The organism is Prevotella melaninogenica ATCC 25845 (assembly GCF_000144405.1).
In the GTDB taxonomy this organism is placed as follows: Bacteria; Bacteroidota; Bacteroidia; order Bacteroidales; family Bacteroidaceae; genus Prevotella; species Prevotella melaninogenica.
The window spans coordinates 739709-763148 of sequence record NC_014371.1; the positions used below are offsets into that span (position 1 = coordinate 739709).

Consider the following 23440-nt stretch of genomic DNA (forward strand, 5'->3'; position numbering starts at 1 on the left):
ACACTCAAAAATAAAGAGATGCCTAATTGGATTCGAAAAGACGCCCAATTGGCTTGCAAAAGATGCCCTTTTAAGGTCTTACTAACGCCCTTTTGGAGTCCAATTAAGCACCTTTACAAATACACTCTTATAACTATCTGATTATATGACGATTACAAGAGTGACTAAAACTATCATTTTGAGTATAAGAACAGCATCTCAAAGCGAAGATTTTTGTAAACAAATTTCCGCCAAACTATTGCTAAAATAAACAGAGAAAAACAATCTATCTCTGCCACCACATTTGTGTTGCATAATCGTCAGGACCACCTAAAAGTTCGACAGCCTTGTCGTAATTACTGCGATTATTAATCTGTTGATTCTTATCAAAAGGTATTCTGTTAGGTGTCAACAGCGTATAACCGTTTGTTGCCTGTGGTACAGAGAAGATACGAGGATAACCCGTACGCCGAATCTCGTTCCATGCTTCCTGCCCATTAGGGAACAAGGCTATCCACTTCTGCGTAATCAATCGCTCCATTTTCTCATCCATAGAGGCATTGTCATCCCATTTAATGGTAATCGTAGAAGCCTTTGCAGCTGCTCCACCAAAGCCGCCTAAGGCATCTGCATAGTTAGCTTCTGTCGAGGTGTCATCCAACAAATAGTTTACAACACCATCTGCTCCCCATTGATTGAAAGAAAGTGTTACGCCTCGTTCATAATACTCCTTGGCAGTACCACCGCCCATATTCCAACCACGCAAGACGCCTTCCGCCTTACAAAAAGCCATTTCCGATGCAGTGAGCCATAAACTTGGCGTCGTTTCTTGCACATTGACTGTTGAATAAAGACGCTTAGCAACAATGTTACTCCCTATCGCTGCTCCAGCCCGACAACCAATATATTTACGCTGCCCTGCCGTCATAGGCTGTAGGAAATACATACTCATTCGTGGATCTTTATATCCCGTCATATAGCTTTCAATGTCAGCACAGATACGACTGTCGCCCCATGAAACAGCAGTTGTCCACAAACCCGACTTATTATAACGAATAGCACAATTGTCTTCATTCCCTTCTATGACACCATCTCTCACCGCTTGTTCAGCTAAAGAACGTGCCAACGTTGGTTCTACATTACTGATACGCACAGCAATGCGCAATTTAAGCGAATTAGCAAACTTACGCCACTTATTGAAGTCTCCTTTATATACGAGGTCGTATGGTGCAAAGACTATCATTTCCTTAGCCAGTTGCGTGTCAGATGAGATATAAGCAGTAGCCTCATTTAGGTCCTTTATCAGCTGTAAATAGATATCTCTCTGAGATGTATAAACCACCGTATTATCTGCATTCATACTGAGTGGGAAAGGTCCATAGATATCTGTAAAGCGAAGGAAAGCCTGTGCACGCAGAATCAAAGCCCACGCATAAGAAATATTCTTCTTACCATTCAGTTTGACAACCTCATCAAATGCAGACACCATAGGAGGAGCATAAGAAGCAGGCCAAGCACACCAAGCATTACTTGCATTAAAGAGTATATGGTTCTTAGGTAATTCCTTGGTATAGGTTGTATAACGTCCCAGATAATTACCGACAAAGTCTATCATTGTTTGATAGGCATTCTCCTGTTCTGGAAAAGCAACCCCTTGCATCTGAATCAAGAATGAACCGACAGCGTAGTTATCACGCTTCAACTCCTCTGGTGATAGCTTACTGCCTGGTCGGTTAATATCAACGAATTCACCCGTACAGGAAGAAAAGACTGTCAGCAGACAGAAGAAGAATAACAGTTTCTTTCTACTCAACTTCATAATCTTAGAGTTTTACGTTGATACTAAAGCCCAATGAGCGTTGACTGGGCTGCATGAAATAATCAAATCCCTGATAATATATATCTGTTGAAGGGGTTGCCTCAGGGTCGAAAGGTGCTTTACAATATAGCATCAAGAGGTTTCTTGCTGTCAAAGCGACTGACACCTTTGCGCCACGAATCAGTTTATCAAAGGTATAACCTAAATAAAGTTCCTTAATTCGGGCGTTAGTAGCACTGTAGACATACTCATCCCAAATCGGAGTTTCTCCTCCGACAACTGTATAATACTTCTCCGTAGAAACCAACTGATTGCCAACTGAAACACCACCATTGTTTCTCAGTTCTGCTGTCTTCCTTGAAACGCCATACGAATCCATGAAAGCTTGGGTCTGTGACACGCAGACACCACCCAAACGAGCTGTTATCAACATTCCAAGTTCTATTCCCTTCCATGAGAAATTATTACTCAAACCAAGTTGCGCCTTAGGTAAAACAGAACCAACTAACTTAGGTGAAACTAACTCCATCTGCATCACCTGCCCATCGGAATTGAGCAAAACATTCCCTTGTGCATCACGCTTAAAATCTGTGAATGTATAGAGATCCCCCATCGTACCGCCTTGTGTCAATATCACCTCACACCCATTCAAACCGCCTTGACGCAAAGTTTCATTAGGATTATCAAGTAATCTGATAATTCGGTTACTGTTCGTACTATAAGTCATATTGGTTGACCAACGAAGATTACTCCACTTCTTGTTATAGCCAATGCTCAGTTCTAAACCTCGATTCTGTACGTCTCCTGCTTGTATATACTCACGATTAAACGCCCCACCAAGTGTAATAGAACGAAGGAAGGTTTGATTCTTCGTATCTGATTGGTACAACGTGAACTTTACAGACATAGCTTCTTTAAACAGATGTGCCGTCATTCCCGCTTCCCAAGAGTTCGTACGCTCTGGATAGAAGTTGTCTGGAAACTTATAAGTAACCGTATGATAAGTACCAGTAGAAGGAACATACTCATACCGCCAAGCAGAGGAAATATTAGGAGAAATGGCAGAACCCACTGATGCCCATGAGGTACGGAACTTCAAAAAGTCAACGAACTTCGGCAATTTGAGTATCTTTGAGAGAATAGCCGACATACCCACAGAAGGATAGAAGAAGGACTGTTGGGCTGTATTACTAAGTGAAGAGTCCCAGTCGTTACGCCCTGTCACTGTCAGATAAACACGTTCTTGCCAGCCTAACTCCACACTCCCAAGTACGGAATGAATTGCATGACGCGTGATATCAAAGATTGGACGGTTATCTCCCGACACTCTATTATAATCTATTCCATTAGGAGTAAAGATATTTGAAGGCGCTTTTAAACCTCCTTGAAAGCCTGACACGTCATAGGATGTATGTGAGAAAGCAGTACCAACGTTTGCTACCAACGAGAGAGCACCCCACCGTTTAGTAACGTCAGCCATAACATCTGCATAGAAAGAACGGTCATTTATCTTGCAATAACTATAATATCCGTAAGGCGAATGAGCGAAGATATCAAGCGTTGAAGCGTATCGTTTATCTTCCAATCTATTAACAGCTTCATCCCAACGAAGTCTTCCTTCAAGGGCAAACCAATTCGTAAGATGATACTTCACACCAAGGTCAGTGAGGTATCTGTTACGCTTTGTTGTCTTCAACATACGGTTCGTAACCCAATAAGGGTTTTGCATCTTCAAGTCATCTCCATAGTTCCAGTTCTGCAAATTGATATTGCGTACTACATCATAGGTTTCAAACTCCTTTATAGCATTAAAGTCCTCACCACGCGGAAAAAGATAAACAGAGGTCAGCGGATTAAAGTATTGTCCCTGTGCCAACATATTCTTGTCATTTTCTCTGACGAACTTAAAGGAGAAAGTTAGCCTTAACTTATCCTCCAATGCAGTAAATACGTTTTTAAATGTGAGGTTATAACGTTGGAAATCGTTGTTAGGAATAATACCAGACACCGTCGATGAACCTAAAGATAGGTATACTTGATTACGCTCAGTACCTGCCGTCAGACTTGCATTATTCGTTAAGTTGACTCCCGTACGGAAGAAATCCTTCGGCGTGTAACCACCAGTACCCGACGTATTCTTCGTTCCCCATGACTTCATCTCATTGGCACGATTGCCATACTCATTCTGGAAATCAGGTAAGACGAAGGGAGAAAGGAACTGTGTACTTGTAGAAAACTCCACCAATGTCTTCCCCACTCGACCCGATTTTGTCTTTATCATCACAGCCCCCTGTGCTGCAGCTGACCCATAGAGGGCTGCTGCAGCAGCACCACTAAGCACCGACACACTCTCAATATCATCAGGATTAATATCCGAAATACCCTCTGCACCAGGCTGTATCGAATAGATACCCCCCTTCACATCATCATTACTACGATTGTTAATAGGAATACCATCGACCACATAAAGCGGTTGATTGCTCTGCGCTAAAGACTTCGGACCACGCATTACCACACGTGCTGCACCGCCCATTCCTGCTGCTGACTCATTGACAGAGATACCAGCCATCCTACCCGCCAAAGCATTAGCAATATTAGTTGTCTTCACCTTGTTCAACTCGTCACCATCCATCTGCTTGACATTATAGTTCAAAGCTGTACCCGAACGGCTGATACCCAAAGCTGTTACAAAGACTGCATCTAACTCATAGGGACTCTCCTTCAACACAAACAACTGATTGTTTCTATTCTCTATACGCTTTTCTATCGCATCAAAACCGATACAAGAAATAACCAAAATAGGGTTAGGTGTTTCTGATTTTAGGACAAATCTACCCTCTAAATCAGACATCGCACGTACCTTAGAACTACCCTTTACCATGATGGTTGCACCAATAAGCGGATTACCCTCTACATCTTGCACCTGCCCATTAAAGGTATAGAGCGTTGGCGCAACAGGCTCCTCTCTCTTACGTTGTTGGTAAGCAGTTTCCGTACTATTCGTATATCTATTTTTTATAGCTGGTTTCTCTTTCTTCAGATAGATAATATTATCGATGATTTTATAAGTTATCCCCGTATTTTCAAAGAGTCTATTCAAGACAAAATCTATAGGTAGATTACTTATAGAAACAGCATTAACCTTCTGTTTCCCAAGCGCATCATCATAGAAAAAACGATACTTAGTTTTCGACTTAATTCGTTGTATAACAGTCTTTAAATCAGTTTGGTTTGTTGTTAGTGATACCTGTGCAGAAACACTATGTACACCTATCATCAAAAGAAAGGCACACATAAACGTTCTGAGGGAAAGTAATACTTTCAGACGACCATCTATCACCATGGAATCAGTTTAAATAGTATTATTCTTACAATACACTAACAAAACATTGAGTTTACATACACAAAGATAGTCAATTATCTTTATTTAATAAAGATGCCTCATAGCCATTTCACATAAATTAACCCCTTCATTCCTCTTTACAAGTATAAAAAGTGTATCTTTGTTCATAAATATTGAAATTCTCCTGCTAACAACATTGCAAAAAATAAAGTTGTAGATAGGATAGAACCATAGTAAGCAGGATTAAAGAATAAACAATGACATTACCAGAACAAAGGTTCCGACAGATATTTAGGGCATTATATCCCTCCCTCTCCTTCTATGCTACTCGTCTTGTACAAGACGATGAGGCAGAGGATATCGTACAGGAAGCTTTCATGGAGTTATGGAAACGAAAAGAAGACATTGAAGACGAGAGCCATATCAAGGCTTTCCTCTATCGTATTGTCTATACTCGTGCACTCAATGTCATTAAGCACCGCACCGTTGTCAACAACCATGCTGACAGCGTGAAGAAAGTAACTCAGTTCAAGTTAGACTATTATGACCCAGAGGCTAACGACGTAATGGGCTACATAGAAGGACTGGAGACAAGAAAGCAAATCAACGATGCCATCAGCGAACTTCCTGCTAAATGTCGTGAAGTTTTCATACTGAGTTATCAGCACGATAAGAAAAACAAGGAGATTGCAGAGCAGTTAGGAATCTCGATTCGCACTGTTGAGGTACATTTATACAAGGCTTTGAAGACTTTAAGAACAAGGTTAAAGCGACATACTTAAGGACTTTTCAAAGAAAAAGTATGTGGCAAGAAATTTATAGTGGTTATAAGTGGCATCTCTTAAAAGTTTAAACACAAAAAGTAGACCTTATACTCCAAACCTCAAAACACCTCGCTTTGTCCTAACTTTTCACATATTGCTTTTATAAAGACCACAAAATGGCTTGCAATTAACGCCCTTTAGGCTTGCAAAAGGTGCCCTTTTGAGGTCTTACTAACGCCCTTTTGAAGTCCAATTAACGGGTCAGTCCTAAAACCCAGTTGCAAGCCTATACTCTTAAGCACACAATTTCATAAGCCTATATAAAAAGAAAGGAATATCTGTGACTCCTCTGAACTGCGCCCTGAATGCCTTAACCTTAGCATTGAATGACTCGGCATTTGCATTCGTAGCTCTGTTTACAAAGAAATTGAGTATGGTTTGATAATGATTTTCAAACGTGTCAATCACTGTGTAGAAATTGTCCACTCCCAACTCTTCAACTTCATTAAACCATTTTGCCAACTTCAGCCTTGCAGCATCCTTGATGCTCTTGATGTTATAAATATCGGTAAGTTTCATAGCCAAATCATATGCCTTTTTCAGTGTCGGATAATGTTCAAAGATGATTTCTGCCCTACCTTTCTGTGTTTCAGTCCACTTGGTCTTGTGCTTGGTCAATATGAACTTTGCTCTGGCAAGCAACTGCTTACGCGTGTCACCATTGCTGTATCTAAATGGTATATATTCCTTACCCTTACATTTAGCTTCTTTTATCTCCTCATTCTCTTTATCTCTTGCCATCCATCGGTAAGCGATACGCATGTCATCCAGAGCATCATAATATAGTTTCTGCACATGAAATCTATCATTGGTAATAAGTGCTTTGGGAAAAACAGCACGGGCTATGCGCATCATAGAAGATGATAAGTCGAGTGTTATCTCCTTGACAGTCTTTCGTTTAGAAAGGTTTATCTTCTTGAGAATCTGGATGACGTCCTCTGCCTTGGTCCCTTTAACCACAGCTACCAAAGTCCCTTCTCTGCCCTTTCCTGCCTTGTTGGTCAGAAAAGTATAAACCTCGCCACAGCTTAGACAGGTCTCATCAATACTTAGACTCTCTCCTATGTTATCTTCAAACAATAGCCAGTCTTGAGCATGATCCAACTGATCCCAGCTACGGTAATCACTGAAATGTTCCTTGTACTGTGTGGATAACAGCTTGCCATTTACGCCATAGTGCGAACCAATGCTTGCGATGCTCTCTGCAGTGGACTCAATTCTATTCTTTTAAAAAAGAAACGAACTCGGGAGATAGTCTACTACCCTCAGCCGTCAAATCATCATATGAATAAGTAAATATCTCTCCGTTGGAACTGTCACGCCACTTGCGACGACGAACATGGCGGTAAACTGCTTTGCCACGAAGGGGGAAGTCCTGAATAACACGCTCGCTGGTAAAACCATAACTGCTTACAGTGCCTAACTTATGATCTGACTTTTCCATAAAGTTACGCTCGTCAAGCCAAAAGTCAATCTGCGAAACACTCTCTTGAATATCGACAACATCAAAGTAGTCAGCAAGTACATCTGGAAAGATGCAACGTAATAATTGGTGATTCTTCATGATGCAAAGGTAATAAATACTTATGAAATTATGTGCTTAAGAGTATAGGCTTGCAACTGGGTTTTAGGACTGACCCCAATTAACCACCTTTTAAAATCCTTATTCACAACTATCTGATAGTAAACAACTTACAAATGCACTAAAATAATTCACTTTCATGCTATTTTTCCACCTTTTCTTCGAATATTTTGTCAATATATTTCCTTGCCTTTTTAAAGTAAATATCACACGAAGTCACGGAGATAAAAGCGTATTAATTTAAAGATACGTAATCACAGAGGCACCAATAGTGTAAGAAGTAAAGGAATATAACAACAATATTTATTGAGAAGAATACGCCATCAACCCTTAGTTAGCAATGTAAACACATTATATAATCTGATGATATATCAATCTTTATAACATTTTTTATTAATTCCTATTACGTAAAAAGACGAATTAGGTTGTTATAAGAAGTGAGTAGCAGGAAAACTGCTGACTAAAATATTAAAATACAATACGCCTCAGTTGAAACAAAACAGAATGAGTGAAATAAATAACAAGACCATTAAAGACTATCTTATTGGCAAAGCAACAGCCAAGGAGATGGAGCAGCTGGCTGAATGGCTGGCGGTCTCGGAGGAAAACCAAAAGGAATTCTTCGAGATGGAGTTGGCTTTCCATTTAGGAAAGAACAACTCGTTGGTTACATCTAAGAAAATTGAAGAAGCAGAGACTAAACTATTTGACCAAATCACTGAATACGAAGAACAGAACAGAAATAAGAATAAACTTTATTTCCTCCGCTATGCTGCAGCAATTATTGTTGCCGTATTACTGATTGGAGGAGGACTCTTTGCATATCTTCACCAGTCTGCAGAAACTATCACTGTTGCAGCGATGAACGAGGTAAAGAAAGTCGTTTTACCTGATAATTCTACCGTTTGGCTCAACAAGGGAGCTACAATTAGTTATGCAGGTAACTTTGAGGGCGACGAGCGTAAGGTAAACTTAAAGGGCGAAGCATTGTTCCACGTAACAAAAAATGCTGAAAAACCATTCATTGTAAACAGTGATGGAGCATCAGCAAAGGTATTGGGAACAACCTTCAACTTTAAAGATCAAGCTGCTGATGGAAAAGAAGTTATCAGCTTGATAGAAGGTAGATTGGAAGTAACAGGACTGAATGGAGAAGGAAAGGTTGTCCTTCATCCCAACCAAAAGGCTACTGTCAGCAAGGATTCCAAGACCATTAAGACAGAAAATAGTTATGCACTTGCCGACGCTGTATGGCGTGACGACATAATCCCATTTAACAATATGCGAATCAATGAGATTGCTAAAATCCTTGAGCAGCTCTACGATTACAAGATTATTGTTGACGCTAAGTTAGACCACACAAAAACTTACACAGGTGTTATCAAGAGAAACAAGGATATAAGAAATGTCTTAGACGGACTTTCTTATACCATCTCTTTCCACTACAACATTCACGACAAAGAGATAACCCTCTCAGAATAAGTATCTGAGAGAGCTATCTTTTTGCCACGAAACGTCTAAATCAGTTTCTTAAATTTTCATTACCTAACATAGACATGAGAAAACTTTACGCGCTTCTTATAGGAGCACTCGCCCCTTTATGTTCGTATGCTCAGACCACTTTCCCTGAGTGGCAGAGTCAGTACACCACTGGTTTGAACAAGATTGAGCCACATGCCTACGTCCTTCCTTATAGCTCGGTTGATAAGTTACAACAACCAGGTGGCTATGAACAGTCAGATTATTATATGTCGCTCAATGGCAAATGGAAATTCCATTGGACTAAGAATCCAGATAATAGACCAAAGGATTTCTTCCAAAACGACTTTGCTGTGCAGGGTTGGAATGACATCAACGTACCAGGTAACTGGGAGCGTCAGGGCTATGGGCTGCCTATCTATGTAAACGAAACATACGAATTTGATGACAAACTCTTCCAATTTAAGAAGAATCCTCCCCTCGTTCCATATGCACAGAACGAAGTTGGCTCTTATCGTCGCACCTTTAAGATTCCTTCAACATGGAAGGGTCGTCGTGTAGTTCTTTGTTGCGAGGGTGTTAAGTCATTCTTCTATCTTTGGATAAACGGCACTTACGTTGGTTATAACATGGGTGCTAAGATGCCTTCAGAGTGGGATATTACAAAGTATCTGAACGATGGTGAGAACACTATCGCTATGGAAGTCTATCGTTGGGCATCAGGTTCTTACCTTGAGTGTCAGGACTATTGGCGCATAAGTGGTATCGAGCAGGACGTTTACCTCTACTCTACTCCAACACAATATATCGCTGATTACAATGTAGCAGCAGGTGTTGACAAGCAGGACAACGGCTCTTTCAATGGTAATTTTAGCCTTACTACAAATATTAAAGGTGCAGGAAGCGGTAGTGTAAGCTATGTTCTAACCGACGAAAAGGGCAATACTATCCTCTCAGAAGATAAGGCTGTCAGCGCAAAGAACAATGATGAAATGGTGAATTTCACCACAAAGACCATCCAGAACGTTGCTGCTTGGAGTGCTGAACATCCTAACCTCTATACCCTTCTTATCACTTTAAAAGACAAGAATGGTAATGTTACCGAACAAACTGGTAGTAAGGTAGGATTCAGAACAATTGAAATTAAGAACAAACAGCTCTGCGTGAACGGAACACCTATCCTCGTAAAGGGTGCCAACAGACATGAGCATTCAGAGTTAGGACGCACCGTGAGCAAGGAACTCATGGAACAGGATATCCGCTTAATGAAGCAGAATAACATCAATCTTGTACGTTGTTCTCACTATCCTAACGACTCTTATTGGTACCAACTTTGCGATAAATACGGCTTGTATGTTATCGATGAGGCAAATATTGAGTCTCACGGAATGGGTTATGGCAAGGAGTCTTTGGCAAAGGATAGCACATGGCTGACTGCTCATATGGACAGAACGCGTCGTATGTATGAGCGTTCAAAGAACCACCCAAGTATCATCATCTGGTCATTGGGTAATGAGGCGGGTAATGGTGTGAACTTTGAACACACCTACCGGTGGTTGAAGAATGCTGACAAGACACGTCTTATCCAGTATGAACGTGCTGAGGAGAATTTCAACACAGACATCTATTGTCCTATGTATCAGTCGCTCGACCACATGAAGGCATATGCAAAACGTACCGACATAACACGTCCTTACATCATGTGTGAGTATCTTCATGCTATGGGTAACAGTTGTGGTGGCATGAAAGACTACTGGGATTTGATCGAGTCAGAGCCTATCTTGCAAGGTGGTAGCATATGGGACTGGGTGGATCAGTCTTTCCGTGAGCTTGACAAGAATGGTAACTGGTATTGGAGTTACGGTGGTGACTACGGTCCAAAGGATGTACCAAGCTTCGATAACTTCTGTACAAACGGACTCATCGCTGCTGACCGCACTCCTCATCCACACCTTTCTGAGGTGAAGAAAATCTATCAGAACATCAAGTCTGAGCTCGTTTCAAACGAGAAGGGCATTACAATAAAGGTAAAGAACTGGTTTGATTTCACCGATCTGAATGCTTACCAGCTCAACTGGCAGATTGTTAATGAGAACGGAAAAGTTATTGCGAAGGGAACACAACACGTAGATTGTGCTCCACATGAGACAACAACAATCACACTCCCTGCTGTTTCTGCAACTACAGATAAGGAGCAGTACCTCAACCTTGAGTGGTATCCTGCTAATGATGCATTGATTCTTACAAAGAATGATGTTGTAGCATACGACCAGTTTGTACTGAAGAAAGCAAGCGATTGCACGACCTTCCTCCCACGTGAGAAGCAACGCATGACGTATAAGGTGAACGAGAACACAGGTGAGTTGACCTCGCTGAAGAGTGGCAACCAGGAGTTCCTCGAAGCGCCACTGAGCCTAAGTTTCTACCGCCCAGCTACCGACAACGATGGTCGTGACCAGTTCGGTGTAAGAGTATGGCGCAAGGATGGTATCGATTCTATCAGTCAGAAGGTTACAAAGATTACCCGTACTAAGGACGTGACACGTGCAGAAGCCGACATTATCGGTAAGAAGGGCAATGTAATCGGTAAGGCTGTCTTCACCTATCAGCCACAGAAGAATGGCGCATTGGCAGTGAAGGTTGATTTTACTCCAGACACAGCAGCTGTCAAGGCACTCGCACGTCTGGGGCTTACCTTCTGCGTAAAGGATACATTCGGCAAGGTTGAATACAATGGTCGTGGTGATATTGAGACTTACAACGACCGTAAAGCCGCTGGTTTTATTGGACACTACAAGACAACTGCAGAGGCTATGTTCCATTATTATGTGAAGCCACAGGCAACGGGTAACCGCACGGATGTACGTTGGGTATCAATCTCTGACACACGTAATCGCCTTATGGTTGCTGCAAAGAGTCCATTCCAGTTCTCTGTAACTCCTTTCTCTGACAGCGTTATCGACCGTGCGACGCATATCAACCAGCTCTCACGTGACGGTCTGCTTACCGTACACTTAGATACCAATCAGAGTGGTGTTGGTACCGCTACTTGTGGTCCTGGTGTTGCTGAGAAGTATCGTGTATCTGTTAAGCCAACAAGCTTCGAGTTTGTACTCTACCCTGCTATGGCTAAATAAATAGCACATAGTAAGAAGCTATAACAAAGCCCTGTTCCCTTTGCTTACAATCAGTAAGGCAGAAAGGAACAGGGCTTTTTGCGCTCTATAGACTTCAACTTGAAACGCAATTAGCGGTCAGCACCATTGGTGCTTACCATCCGCACGACATGTGTTAGGCATCAACACATCAGCTAAAGATAGCAAGAAAGGAATATTAAGGTCGTTATAACAAAGAATGTAAGATGCTAACCTCTAACAAAAAAGAGAGAAGTTAACCAGATAACACTTATAAAGAAATAATTATTTACGTAAAAAAGAAACATCTATTTTCACGTAAATAATTATAAACCGACCAGCTAAAGAATATGTGAACCAGTCAAAGCCCAGTAAGCAACACCAAGAACTACCGCTGCAATGATAATACGGAAGATGCAACCAGTTATCTTCTTAATGAGATAGATACCGATAACCAAGACAGCAAGTAAGCCGATAAAATATTGTAAATTCTCCATTGGGTATTATTTGATTACTTAAATAAATGTCTGAACACTTGAGGCACTGGCGTCTCGAACTCCATACGCTGATGTGTAACAGGATGATGAAAACAGAGTACGTATGCATGTAGACAAAGACGATGAAGTGGATCATCACCATTACCATACTTTATGTCACCGCAAACAGGATGTCCCATATCGGCAGAATGTACACGAATCTGATTCTTACGACCTGTCTCTAACTGATACTCAACAAGGCTGTGCGCTACCGTACGATCAAGTACATGGAAATGTGTAACGGCATATTTTCCACCATTATCTACTGGCGAACTATAGGTTACGTATGACTTATTATCCTTTAGCCAATTGGCAATCGTACCTTCATCATGCTCCATCTCACCACTGACTACAGCCACATAACGACGGTCATAAACGATATTATGCCAGTCATGTTCAAGTAACTGCTCCGTCTGTATGTCCTTAGCATAAATCATCAGTCCTGATGTATCACGGTCAAGTCGATGGACAACATGTGCCGTACACTTCTGCTTTGTCTTACGGAAATAATCGTCAAGAACAGTCTTCACATTCAATGAAGAATGCCCAGCAGCCATTGAAAGAATACCAATATTCTTTTCAATCACTACCAAAAATCTGTCTTCATAGACGATCTTCACATAGCGACTACGGAAGAGATCGTTCTTCTTGCTCTTGCTAACAGATATCTTGTCGCCAGCCTTCAGTGGATGGTCAAACTGTGTAACGCACTTACCATTCACCTTGATACCACGATTCTGTAGCGTTGCCTTAACCTTACTCTTACTCTCATTTAGGTTAGCCAGCAACCATTCAAGCAACGGAGCGGGGGCCGTCACCTTATAATGCTTATATTTTTCTTCTGTATATGGGTTCTTTCTTATCATACTACAAAAGTACAAAGAAATAATGATTTAAACTATTACACGCCTAATAAATCATCCGAATGACCTACGACAGAGATAAAACAGCTAATATATTGCTTTCCTATAATAAGGTTGTCAATACGCTCAATACCGTTTTAGAACATCTTAACCCACTCACGAAAGCGTGCAACACCTTCTTCGCCAAACTTGGAAAGACTTGCTATTGCCTGCTCAATCGTCTTCTCTTCATCAAGATGAGACTTAGAAAAAAACTTATCAGCATAACAAATTACCTTCTCTTCCATGGTTTCAGGGAGGAAGTCTTGCTGAGGAAGTGGCAGCTTTTGTGCAATGATTTGGCTACGAGTGATACCCGCTCCTGTATGACGTTCACAAACGCGAGCATGTCGAGGGAAGCCTTCTGCACGCAACATCTCTGCACCAATACGACCATGACAGATATAAGGCTCAGTGCCGAAACATTGTATACCTGGGGCATTGCAACGAACAATACCTATATCATGCAGCATAGCAGCTTCCTCTATAAACTGACGGTCAAGCGATAACTCTGGATGACGATCAGCAATAGCAAGTGCTTTATCCGCTACAGCACGACTGTGAACAAGAAGGATATGACGTAGTTCGTTATCCTCGGGATAGTATTTATTGATAATTACTTGGTAATCCATATCACGAAAAAAGCCACACCTCCTCTCCCAGTCGGCTTACACCGCCATGAATGAGGAGCCGTGGCCCTATCATTTGTAATAATGATTCTTTATTCTTCGTGTGCTCTCTCGATGTAAGCGATAACGTCGCCCTTGTCTACCTTAGCACCCTGCTTAGCGTTGATTTCCACTAACTTACCACCAAGGGCAGCAGGAACAGTTACAAACTCACCCCAAGGAGCCTGAACGTAGCAGAACACATCACCTTCTTTATACTCCTTACCGATGAATGGTTCGATAGCTGGAGCAGCCTCACCATCACCCTGGAATTCCCAGAAGAGCTGACCCTTAACAGGAGAAACAATAGCATCAGCCTTAGCATGCTTGAATGCTGCTGCCTCCTCTGGGCTTACCTTTGCACCGAGTTTAGCATCCTTTGCAGCCTGAAGGTCAGCAAGGAAGTTCTTCTTAGCCTGTCCGCTCTTGTAGTTACGATACTGCTCTGGGTGCATAGCCAACTCGAAGAGTTCCTCATCATCCTGTCCATAATCCCATCCGTTCTCATCCATTTCCTTACGGAAGTCGTCAAGAGCGTTTGCAAGTAAGGTGTGAGGATCGGCATCAGTGAACTCAAGACCTTTCTGCTTAGCAAGGTCTTTCAACTCCTGACATATCTCACCAGGAACACGACCACTCTTACCAAGAATCATACCCCACATAGAATCGTCCATCATTACGAAGCGACCCTTACCCTGCTCAAGGGTGAGGAGGTTCATAAGAGCAATGTTCTTTGTGTATTGTGAGAATGGAGTTACCAATGGAGGATAACCTACGCGTGGCCATACATATGCCACCTCATCGAACAACTTAACGAGCATATCATCTACAGAAAGCTCTGGTTCGCCCTTCTTCTTGCGGAGGTTATTGATAGTTGAACGAATACCACCAAGATCAGCCATCATAGAACCCATCATACCACCTGGCAAACCACACTCAAGAAGCAATGAACTCATAATCTTGTTCTGTGGGTTGATGAAGTAGCCGAGCCACTCATCAATAAACTCCTGAGTCATAGCACGTGCCTTCATGTAGGCATCCATGTTGATTTCTGGTACATCAAAGCCAGCGTTCTTCAACATGCTCTGTACAGAGATCACGTCTGGGTGAACCTTACCCCATGACAATGGCTCAATAGCAACATCAAGAATATCAATACCATTCTTGGCTACCTCAAGCATAGAAGCCATTGACAAACCTGGACCAGAGTGACCGTGATATTCAAGAATAATGTCTGGATGTTTCTCCTTAATGCGACGAGTCAACTCACCAAGGAATGCAGGCTGACCGATACCAGCCATATCCTTCAAACAAAGTTCCTCTGCACCAGCTGCAATTTCCTCATCAGCCAACTTACAGTAGTACTCAATTGTATGAACAGGAGAGGTAGTGATACAGAGTGTTCCCTGTGGAGTCATACCAGCTTCCTTAGCCCACTTCAATGCAGGCGCAATATTACGAATGTCATTCAGACCGTCGAAAAGACGAGTGATATCCACACCCTGAGCATGCTTTACACGATACATCAATGCACGAACATCATCAGGAACAGGATACATACGCAAAGCGTTCAGACCGCGGTCAAGCATGTGCGTCTTGATACCAGCTTCATGCAGAATCTTGGTGTAGGCACGTACAGACTCGTTTGGGTTCTCACCAGCTAAAAGATTAACCTGTTCAAATGCACCACCATTGGTTTCTACACGTGCAAAACAGCCCATCTCAACGAAGACTGGTGCGATACGAACTAACTCATCCTTACGTGGCTGGAACTTACCAGAGCTCTGCCACATGTCTCGATAAATGAGACTGAACTCAATTTTCTTTCCCATATATATTTTCAATATGTTACTAAATGAAGGGATTGCAGCATGCAATCTGACCTGCAAAATTAGATAAAAATTTCCAAAAAACGACTGACCGCTAATATTTTTTGCAATAATTGACTATCTTTGCAGTCTAAAAGTTAGTACATGAAGAAAATGTTTTTCCCTCTCTTCGGCTTTGCACTGCTTTTCCTTACAGCTTGTTACAACCAAGTATCGACTGGAGATCACAGTGCTATCGATGTTGAGGTTCAAATGAAAGGTGATAGTACACGCTACGGATTGGCGTGCGACGGTTGCTCTGATTCTATAATTGTTCTCCTACCAAATGAGGGAGGTGACCCTGTAAAGTTTGACATTGTAACAGCAAAACGCAATGGCATGGTTTATGGTACACCCGAGATAGGTGACGAATTAGCAATTGTTCCTAATCCTATTGACCCTTACGAGGCGGAAATGGTTATTAATCTTGAACAAATGAAAGGTACATGGACTTTCCAAGTCTTGCCAAAGTTAAAGCCTAACCCTACGAAGACAGAGGAGGAAATATTGGCTGGCATGAGCGATTCTATGAAGGCTGCCTTGTTTACACCGCGTGAGTATGGCTTTACACTGAAGAGTTATAACCAAGCTTCGCCAGTGGGTTATGTCATGAAAGCTAACTCTTTGGAAGATGAAAGTCCTGTGGAATATCCTAAGGTGACTGTCTATACGAGCTGGCACATCTTCAACGGTAGACTTTATATCTATAAAGACACACTTGACGAACAGGGACACCGCATCCCACAAGACTCTGTCGGCTTTGACTCTGGTTCTATGCGCTACCTTTCTGAAGACTCTATGGCTGCTCTTTTTGGTAAGAAAGTGATGCAGTATCACCGCAAGAAGAATGCTTTGGAAGCAAACAAAGAAGCTCAAAAAGCAGAAGAGAAGAACGCTATTATACAGAGTTTTAAGAAATAAATATGTTTCTTCCGTTAAATCTATAGATGATTCTTACATAGTTTTAACGGAAGGACTGAAGTAACTTATTAAACAAAATGATAGGATAAAAACTATCAAACTACATATTTTATTTAACTCTCCGACGCAAGATACCTTTTCTTATTAATACCTCAAAGATACGGATAGAGATTTGAAAAATCATTACATAATTTCAAATAAAACATCTATAAATAAGGACAAAAACACATACAAAAGGAAGACTTGTAACCAAAAGGATATCAATTAGTTAGAAAGCAGCATATCAAAAGATGCTTAATTGGACGTCAAAAGGGCGTTAGTAAGGGGCTTAAAGGGCACCTTTTGCAAGCCAAAAGGGCGTCTTTAAGAAGCCTAAAGGGCATGTATTAGACTTAAGTCGTCTGAAAATAGTTTACATATATTGCTTAGTCAAGGAATAAGTTGTTTGTAGAAAACGGTCAGACACCAAATCTATTCACATTTTACCTTGTATTTATTCCCCTTTGTGAAAGCATCTAATTGGGGATAGTTATCGTAAAAATATGAGCGATGTAATCTAATAAACCGATTTAGGTTTAATCTTTTCAAGCACAAGATTTGGCTGTTATTACAATTTTATATACCTTTGCGCAGATAATTATAGAGGTAATTCAGCCGTCATATACATAGGCTAAAAAGCCTTTCACAACCAAGGCAGCAATGCCGTTATAAAAAGGAGACCACTACAGGTTTTAAGAATATGAAGAAATTAATAGCGTTGTTTTCAATCATAACAATACTCTCCTTCTCTTGCTCAACCATCGTTTCTGCACAGGCACCAGCCAAAGCAGCGACCACAGCTACTGCTGACACACTTTCAGATGATGCACTGAACGAGACAGGTGTAGCCGATACAGCAACCGTTAAAACACCAACCGCACAAGATACGGGCATCCACCAATCCTTAAAGCGTAAGTTCATCGAGGGTAATGCTGGCTTCATGTCGTTGGTAGCGTTAGCTTTGGTGTTAGGCTTAGCATTCTGTATTGAACGCATTATCTATCTAAGTCTTTCAGAAATAGACGCCAAACGATTTGTTGGTAAGTTGGAGGATATGATTGTTGCAGGTGAGATTGAACAGGCAAAAGCACTGAGCCGTGACACACGTGGACCAGTAGCTTCCATCTGTTATCAAGGTCTGTTGCGTATAGACGATTCTATAGAAAATATCGAACGTAGCGTTACCTCATACGGTAGTGTTCAGAGTGCTAACCTTGAGAAGGGCTGTTCATGGATTACACTCTTCATTGCAATGGCTCCATCACTCGGTTTCCTTGGAACCGTTATCGGTATGGTTATGGCATTCGATCAGATTCAAGAGGCTGGCGATATTAGTCCAACGATTGTGGCATCAGGTATGAAGGTGGCTTTGATTACAACCATCTTCGGTATCATCGTAGCCCTCGTACTGCAGATATTCTACAACTATATCCTCTCAAAGATTGACCATATCACAGCACAGATGGAAGAATCAGCCATCACATTGTTGGATGCAATCATGAAGTATAAACTTAAATCAATTCATAATTCATAATTCAAAATTCATAATTATGATTACTTATGAGTCACAATACATTAACAAATACTCGAATGGGAGCTTATTAGTAAGAAAGAATTATGATATTCATATTCAACTATTCTTACCAAGTTTCCTTCTGTAACAAACATAGAAGACATCGGTAATCATAATTATGAATTCTGAATTATGAACTATGAATTAAAGAAATAATCATAATTATGAATTATGAATTTTGAATTCTGAATTAAAGAAGTAATCATAATTATGAATTGTGAATTATGAATTCTGAATTAAAAAGTGGTATGATGAAAATAAAAGGTATAGCAAAGATGGACGAGGAACGCATATCACAGCGTGTCCTCTACGTGATAGTAGCCTTATCAGCTATTGTCTTTTTGGCATTCTATCTCATTGGCTATGACACCCCTTTTACAGGCAACACAGCATTCAATGCACCTATGCTTACCGACGTTTTGCTTGGGTTTATGTGGGGATTGCTTGCTATCACAACTACAGCCTCTATCGTTGCCGTAGTTCGAGGCATACGAAGAGCCAACCGAAGTGAAGGAATGACGAATGGTATTCCTGCAAGAAGGATTACCTATACTACATATGGAATAACAGCACTCATCTTACTCTTGACCTTTGTTTTCGGTTCTACGCAGACAATGATGGTCAATGGAGAGAACTTCACAGATAGCTTCTGGCTTCGTATAACAGATATGTTTGTGAACAGTTCACTACTTTTACTTGTTCTTGCAGCAGGAGTAGTAGCCTTTGGAGCGACTCGTTATTACAGAAAGGGACGCGGAAAATGATGTTTCGTAAGAGAGAACGAAGGAAAGTTCCTATACTAAATACGACGTCAACGGCAGATATTTCGTTCATGCTGTTGATATTCTTCCTTGTAGCCTCTTCTATGGACCTCGACAAAGGACTGTCACGTCAGTTGCCTGCTATCGACAAAACAAAGACACCACCTGCTGCCGTTGATAGCAGAAAAGTAATGCGTATTGTTATCGATGCGAAGAATCAAGTGACACTTGATGGAAAGGCTGTGACGATGAAGGAGCTCTTACAGCGTGCAACACAGCTTATTCAAACTAACGGAAAGGGGCATCTTATCCAGTTACAGAGCAGTCGTAACGCTTCATACGATACTTATATCCACGTGCAAAACCAATTAGTTGCAGCGTATAACACCCTTCGCAACCAACGCGCACTCAATCTTTTTGGAAAAGAGTTTGAACTATGTAGCAACGAACAGCAGAAGCAAATAGCCGACGAATTACCTATGCGAATATCAGAGGTGTATACTGTTAGCAAGGCAGACAACACAGAGAAAGGGGGTACAGAATGAAACTCTATCGCGGAAGAAATCATGAGATCCCTGCATTGAACACAGCTTCTATGCCTGATCTTATCTTTTCTATTCTTTTCTTCTTCATGTTAGTTGTACACATGAGGAAAGCAAACGTACACGTAAAGTACCAAGTGCCAATGGCAACAGAGCTTTCACGCATGTATAATAATTCAACTATACAGCACATCTATATTGGTCGTCCCATCAATAGCCTTGGACAAGTAGAAGGAGAGAAGATGGTTGTACAATTAAATGATCATATCACAACGATTCCTGAAATAAGGAAATATCTGATTCAACTCTCTGCTGCTTTACCGCCAGAACAGCGCAAAGAGCTAAGCGTAAGCATCAAAGCAGACCGCCATGCAGATATGGGTACGATTATGGATCTCAAACAAGTGTTGAGAGAGGCTAACGTGTTGAATGTCAACTTTACAGCCACAATGAGTAGGAATAACAAACTGAAGTAGGTTATAAAGTTGTAATTTGTTGTAAAAAACGACTTTTTAACTTGCTTATTAAGAGTTTTTTTAATACCTTTGTAAGCAAAATCAAATTGTAAATAATGGCACATAGAAGTTTAGATCGTCTTGATAAGAAGATTCTGCACCTCATCTCTGAGGATGCAAGAATTCCATTCCTTGAGGTTGCACGTGCATGTAACGTCAGCGGTGCAGCCATTCATCAACGTATTCAGAAGTTAACAAATCTTGGAGTATTAAAGGGTTCACAGTTTATTATAGACCCAGAACGTATTGGTTATGAGACCTGTGCATTCATTGGTTTGAACCTTAAGAATCCTGAGAAATTTGATGATGTTGTTGAAGCTCTGCGTCAGATTCCAGAGATTGTGGAGTGTCACTACACCACAGGTGAGTATGACCTCTTCTTGAAGATTTACGCATACAACAACCATCACCTTATGTCTGTCATTCACGACAAGCTGATGCCACTTGGTCTATCACGCAGCGAGAGTTCAATCTCTTACAATGCTGTTATCGACCGCACCTTACCTATTGAGGGCATGAAGGTTGCTGATGTCGTTCTGGATGATGATGAAGAGGACGAGGAGTAAAAATATTTCTACCTATAATTAATAGCGTAGAATAAACTAATATCCTTTTATAAAGGATGACCAATACAAAGAAACCCGTACAACATTTGTGCGGGTTTCTTCATTTTCATACTCTCCTACCCTATTCAACCAATTTATCTATCGATTTTATCAGCTCTTATCATGTCACTTTTCACACATTATCGAGTGTAAAAAATATTGACACAGAAATCAGTAAAAAGCCTCTTTTTTATGCTCAAAACAAACAAAAGCAGTACCCTTGTAACTTGCTATTAACCAAATAGTTGCACAATAGCATTTCTAAAGGTACTTAACAAGGGTTCAAAAGGGCGTTAGTTAGACCTCAAAAGGGCATCTTTTAAAAGCCAATTGGGCGTTAATTCAAACACTGCTAAGCATCAATTAAAATTGGCTATTTGATTTTTCTTGACAGAACCAATAAATTTAAAGACTTTAAGAAGAACTTAATAAGGAGGTACCGAACTCACAGAAACTTTATCATTTTATAAATAAAAAGTCCTCACAAGCAGAAATGTGCTTGCGAGGACTTTCCAATATAATTTATTTTAAGCTGTACAACAACTTACAGGCGACTCATTACCACTTGAGTACATAGGCTTTCACCCGTTGTCATACAACTATTATTCCTTGATATTTGGCTCTTCCAAACCGAGGTTGCGCTTCTTATCTACTACCTTCAAAGTAAGACCAATGATAAGAGCTATCACACCCAAACCAGCAAGCATAACCAACGGAGCTGTATAGTTGAGCTGTGTTGGGTCAGTAACACCTACGTTTGTCTTGTCGAGAACCTTACCAATAAGGAGTGGGAACAACCACAAACCGATATTCTGAATCCAGAAGATAAGTGCGTAAGCAGAACCGATAATCTTTGCATCTACGAGCTTTGGAACACTTGGCCACAATGAAGCAGGCACAAGTGAGAAAGAAGCACCGAGAACGAGGATGGTTACATAAGCTACGATAACACCACCCACCTGACTTGACTTAAACTGTGGAAGAACAAAGGCAAAGGTGAGGTGACAAACAATCAGAAGCAATGAACCTAAAACGAGCATAGAGGCAGCCTTACCCTTATGGTCAACATAGCTACCAAGGATTGGTGTAATACCTACTGCGAGCAGTGGGAATACAGCAAAGATAGACTCTGCAGACTGACGCATATAACCCATGTAGCAGTAAGCAACAAGGAAGAATATAGAAAAGAAGAGCATAAGATTCTTCAAAGCCTTATTCTTCATGAAGTTGAACATGAATGCAGTAGCAGCAACAACGAGCATGATAACATACTGTATGATAGTCACACTTGATGAAGCCCAGTATGAACCTGAAGGAAGTTCGTGGAAGGTAAGGTTACACTGAAGCATATTTACAGCGTACTTCTGGAATGGGAAGATAGCTGAGTAATAAAGCACACAGAGCAATGCTACGAGCCAGAAGCCCATACTTGAAAGAATCTTACCGAGGTCGCTAATCTTAAATGGATCTTCTTTTTCCTCTGCCTCACCAGTCTGTGAGTCGAGCTTCTTATCCATGAAGAAGTAAACGATGAACATCATCAATGCAATACAGATAAGTACTACACCGAAAGCTACAGAACGAGAAACATTAATATCGCCACCGAGTTTTGCAAAGAATGGCGAGAAAATCATACAGGTAGCAACGCCAAGACGAGCTAAAGCCATCTCTGAACCCATTGCCAATGCCATCTCACGACCCTTGAACCACTTTACAATACCACGAGAAACAGTGATACCTGCCATCTCAACGCCACAACCAAATATCATGAAACCACAAGCTGCAACCTTTGCAGAGGCTGGCATACCCTGATAGAAAGGAGATACACCCAACTGCTCGAAGACAGGAATGTGGTTGAGGTTATTGGTAAACCATACGTCAAGTGCACTACCAGCAAAGCTGTCGCTGATGGCATAGTACTTGATTAAAGCACCAGCTAACATCACTGCACCAGACAAGATAGCAGTGAAACGAACGCCCATCTTATCGAGGATGATACCTGCGAAGATGAGGAAGAACACGAAGACATTAAGGAATGTCTCTGAACCCTGCATAGTACCGAATGCGGTTGAGTCCCAACCTCTCTGCTCCTGCATCAACTCCTTGATTGGAGAAAGGATATCAACAAAGATGTAGGCACAGAACATTGCCAGGGATAAAAGGAGGAGAGCCGTCCAGCGCATCGCTGCTGAATCTCTCAATGATGTTTGAATTTTATCAGTCATGATGATTTTTTTAGTTAACAAGTTTACGAGAGGACAAGTTGACAAGTTTGACAAGTTGACAAGTAAACAAGTTGTTTGTTAGATTATAAGTTGAAAGTGAACGAGTGAACATGTTGACGAGTGAA

General features: G+C 41.2%; 18 protein-coding genes. 9 read left to right on the forward strand and 9 right to left on the reverse strand.

Going from position 1 to position 23440, the window contains the following annotated elements; all coding sequences use genetic code 11:
- Positions 1–265: 265 nt before the first annotated feature.
- Entirely contained in the window at positions 266–1798 is a 1533-nt protein-coding gene (locus HMPREF0659_RS09940; protein WP_013265914.1) for a RagB/SusD family nutrient uptake outer membrane protein, read from the reverse strand.
- Positions 1799–1802: 4 nt separating this feature from the next.
- Positions 1803–5141 carry a SusC/RagA family TonB-linked outer membrane protein gene (locus HMPREF0659_RS09945; protein WP_013265056.1) on the reverse strand — a complete coding sequence of 1113 codons (3339 nt, stop codon included), beginning with the start codon at positions 5139–5141 and terminating at the stop codon, positions 1803–1805.
- Positions 5142–5398: 257 nt separating this feature from the next.
- Between HMPREF0659_RS09945 and HMPREF0659_RS09950 the strand changes: the two genes are divergently transcribed.
- Entirely contained in the window at positions 5399–5923 is a 525-nt protein-coding gene (locus tag HMPREF0659_RS09950) for an RNA polymerase sigma-70 factor (RefSeq protein ID WP_013265866.1), read from the forward strand.
- Positions 5924–6199: 276 nt separating this feature from the next.
- Here HMPREF0659_RS09950 and HMPREF0659_RS09955 read toward each other — a convergent pair whose 3' ends face one another.
- Complete coding sequence (locus HMPREF0659_RS09955) at positions 6200–7183, reverse strand: ISAon1 family transposase (RefSeq protein WP_458692618.1); 984 nt, start codon at positions 7181–7183, stop codon at positions 6200–6202.
- Position 7184: 1 nt separating this feature from the next.
- Complete coding sequence (locus HMPREF0659_RS09960; protein ID WP_013265111.1) at positions 7185–7529, reverse strand: ISAon1 family transposase N-terminal region protein; 345 nt, start codon at positions 7527–7529, stop codon at positions 7185–7187.
- 522 nt (positions 7530–8051) lie between these two features.
- On the opposite strand from HMPREF0659_RS09960, the gene HMPREF0659_RS09965 reads away from it, so the two are divergent.
- Together HMPREF0659_RS09965 and HMPREF0659_RS09970 are read left to right on the forward strand one after the other, a co-directional pair.
- Positions 8052–9029: a FecR family protein gene (locus HMPREF0659_RS09965; RefSeq protein WP_013265302.1), complete on the forward strand. Its 978-nt coding sequence runs from the start codon at positions 8052–8054 to the stop codon at positions 9027–9029.
- A gap of 74 nt (positions 9030–9103) precedes the next feature.
- On the forward strand, positions 9104–12163 hold the full coding sequence (locus HMPREF0659_RS09970) for a glycoside hydrolase family 2 TIM barrel-domain containing protein (RefSeq protein WP_013265622.1): 3060 nt from the start codon (positions 9104–9106) through the stop codon (positions 12161–12163).
- A 338-nt stretch (positions 12164–12501) separates the two neighbouring features.
- Here HMPREF0659_RS09970 and HMPREF0659_RS12770 read toward each other — a convergent pair whose 3' ends face one another.
- From HMPREF0659_RS12770 to HMPREF0659_RS09985, 4 genes are all read right to left on the reverse strand, one after another.
- Positions 12502–12657: a hypothetical protein gene (locus tag HMPREF0659_RS12770; protein WP_013265282.1), complete on the reverse strand. Its 156-nt coding sequence runs from the start codon at positions 12655–12657 to the stop codon at positions 12502–12504.
- A 14-nt stretch (positions 12658–12671) separates the two neighbouring features.
- On the reverse strand, positions 12672–13562 hold the full coding sequence (locus HMPREF0659_RS09975; protein ID WP_013265825.1) for an RluA family pseudouridine synthase: 891 nt from the start codon (positions 13560–13562) through the stop codon (positions 12672–12674).
- A 134-nt stretch (positions 13563–13696) separates the two neighbouring features.
- Positions 13697–14230: an HD domain-containing protein gene (locus HMPREF0659_RS09980; RefSeq protein ID WP_013265566.1), complete on the reverse strand. Its 534-nt coding sequence runs from the start codon at positions 14228–14230 to the stop codon at positions 13697–13699.
- Positions 14231–14319: 89 nt separating this feature from the next.
- A complete protein-coding gene (locus HMPREF0659_RS09985; RefSeq protein WP_013265665.1) occupies positions 14320–16098 on the reverse strand; it encodes a biotin/lipoyl-binding protein in 1779 nt (592 codons plus the stop codon).
- Positions 16099–16239: 141 nt separating this feature from the next.
- On the opposite strand from HMPREF0659_RS09985, the gene HMPREF0659_RS09990 reads away from it, so the two are divergent.
- From HMPREF0659_RS09990 to HMPREF0659_RS10015, 6 genes are all read left to right on the forward strand, one after another.
- On the forward strand, positions 16240–17055 hold the full coding sequence (locus HMPREF0659_RS09990) for a hypothetical protein (protein WP_013265170.1): 816 nt from the start codon (positions 16240–16242) through the stop codon (positions 17053–17055).
- A gap of 739 nt (positions 17056–17794) precedes the next feature.
- On the forward strand, positions 17795–18628 hold the full coding sequence (locus HMPREF0659_RS09995; protein ID WP_013265262.1) for a MotA/TolQ/ExbB proton channel family protein: 834 nt from the start codon (positions 17795–17797) through the stop codon (positions 18626–18628).
- A 287-nt stretch (positions 18629–18915) separates the two neighbouring features.
- A complete protein-coding gene (locus tag HMPREF0659_RS10000) occupies positions 18916–19431 on the forward strand; it encodes a hypothetical protein (protein WP_044046193.1) in 516 nt (171 codons plus the stop codon).
- Complete coding sequence (locus HMPREF0659_RS10005; RefSeq protein WP_013265174.1) at positions 19428–19973, forward strand: ExbD/TolR family protein; 546 nt, start codon at positions 19428–19430, stop codon at positions 19971–19973. Before HMPREF0659_RS10000 ends, HMPREF0659_RS10005 begins: the two co-directional genes overlap by 4 nt.
- On the forward strand, positions 19970–20446 hold the full coding sequence (locus HMPREF0659_RS10010) for an ExbD/TolR family protein (protein ID WP_013265350.1): 477 nt from the start codon (positions 19970–19972) through the stop codon (positions 20444–20446). The genes HMPREF0659_RS10005 and HMPREF0659_RS10010 overlap by 4 nt, the downstream gene beginning before the upstream one ends.
- A 95-nt stretch (positions 20447–20541) precedes the next feature.
- Positions 20542–21051, forward strand: a complete 510-nt coding sequence (locus HMPREF0659_RS10015; RefSeq protein ID WP_004359634.1) for an Lrp/AsnC family transcriptional regulator — start codon at positions 20542–20544, stop codon at positions 21049–21051.
- 641 nt (positions 21052–21692) lie between these two features.
- Here HMPREF0659_RS10015 and HMPREF0659_RS10020 read toward each other — a convergent pair.
- Positions 21693–23315, reverse strand: coding sequence for an MFS transporter (locus HMPREF0659_RS10020; RefSeq protein ID WP_013265713.1), 1623 nt, complete (start codon positions 23313–23315; stop codon positions 21693–21695).
- Positions 23316–23440 lie beyond the last annotated feature (125 nt).

What these genes read in the sequence shown, in the direction of transcription:
- HMPREF0659_RS09940 (WP_013265914.1), bottom strand. Translation starts at nt 1,798, where the DNA reads ATGAAGTTGAGTAGAAAGAAACTGTTATTCTTCTTCTGTCTGCTGACA.
- HMPREF0659_RS09945 (WP_013265056.1), bottom strand. Translation starts at nt 5,141, where the DNA reads ATGGTGATAGATGGTCGTCTGAAAGTATTACTTTCCCTCAGAACGTTT.
- HMPREF0659_RS09950 (WP_013265866.1), top strand. Translation starts at nt 5,399, where the DNA reads ATGACATTACCAGAACAAAGGTTCCGACAGATATTTAGGGCATTATAT.
- HMPREF0659_RS09960 (WP_013265111.1), bottom strand. Translation starts at nt 7,529, where the DNA reads ATGAAGAATCACCAATTATTACGTTGCATCTTTCCAGATGTACTTGCT.
- HMPREF0659_RS09965 (WP_013265302.1), top strand. Translation starts at nt 8,052, where the DNA reads ATGAGTGAAATAAATAACAAGACCATTAAAGACTATCTTATTGGCAAA.
- HMPREF0659_RS09970 (WP_013265622.1), top strand. Translation starts at nt 9,104, where the DNA reads ATGAGAAAACTTTACGCGCTTCTTATAGGAGCACTCGCCCCTTTATGT.
- HMPREF0659_RS12770 (WP_013265282.1), bottom strand. Translation starts at nt 12,657, where the DNA reads ATGGAGAATTTACAATATTTTATCGGCTTACTTGCTGTCTTGGTTATC.
- HMPREF0659_RS09975 (WP_013265825.1), bottom strand. Translation starts at nt 13,562, where the DNA reads ATGATAAGAAAGAACCCATATACAGAAGAAAAATATAAGCATTATAAG.
- HMPREF0659_RS09980 (WP_013265566.1), bottom strand. Translation starts at nt 14,230, where the DNA reads ATGGATTACCAAGTAATTATCAATAAATACTATCCCGAGGATAACGAA.
- HMPREF0659_RS09985 (WP_013265665.1), bottom strand. Translation starts at nt 16,098, where the DNA reads ATGGGAAAGAAAATTGAGTTCAGTCTCATTTATCGAGACATGTGGCAG.
- HMPREF0659_RS09990 (WP_013265170.1), top strand. Translation starts at nt 16,240, where the DNA reads ATGAAGAAAATGTTTTTCCCTCTCTTCGGCTTTGCACTGCTTTTCCTT.
- HMPREF0659_RS09995 (WP_013265262.1), top strand. Translation starts at nt 17,795, where the DNA reads ATGAAGAAATTAATAGCGTTGTTTTCAATCATAACAATACTCTCCTTC.
- HMPREF0659_RS10000 (WP_044046193.1), top strand. Translation starts at nt 18,916, where the DNA reads ATGATGAAAATAAAAGGTATAGCAAAGATGGACGAGGAACGCATATCA.
- HMPREF0659_RS10005 (WP_013265174.1), top strand. Translation starts at nt 19,428, where the DNA reads ATGATGTTTCGTAAGAGAGAACGAAGGAAAGTTCCTATACTAAATACG.
- HMPREF0659_RS10010 (WP_013265350.1), top strand. Translation starts at nt 19,970, where the DNA reads ATGAAACTCTATCGCGGAAGAAATCATGAGATCCCTGCATTGAACACA.
- HMPREF0659_RS10015 (WP_004359634.1), top strand. Translation starts at nt 20,542, where the DNA reads ATGGCACATAGAAGTTTAGATCGTCTTGATAAGAAGATTCTGCACCTC.
- HMPREF0659_RS10020 (WP_013265713.1), bottom strand. Translation starts at nt 23,315, where the DNA reads ATGACTGATAAAATTCAAACATCATTGAGAGATTCAGCAGCGATGCGC.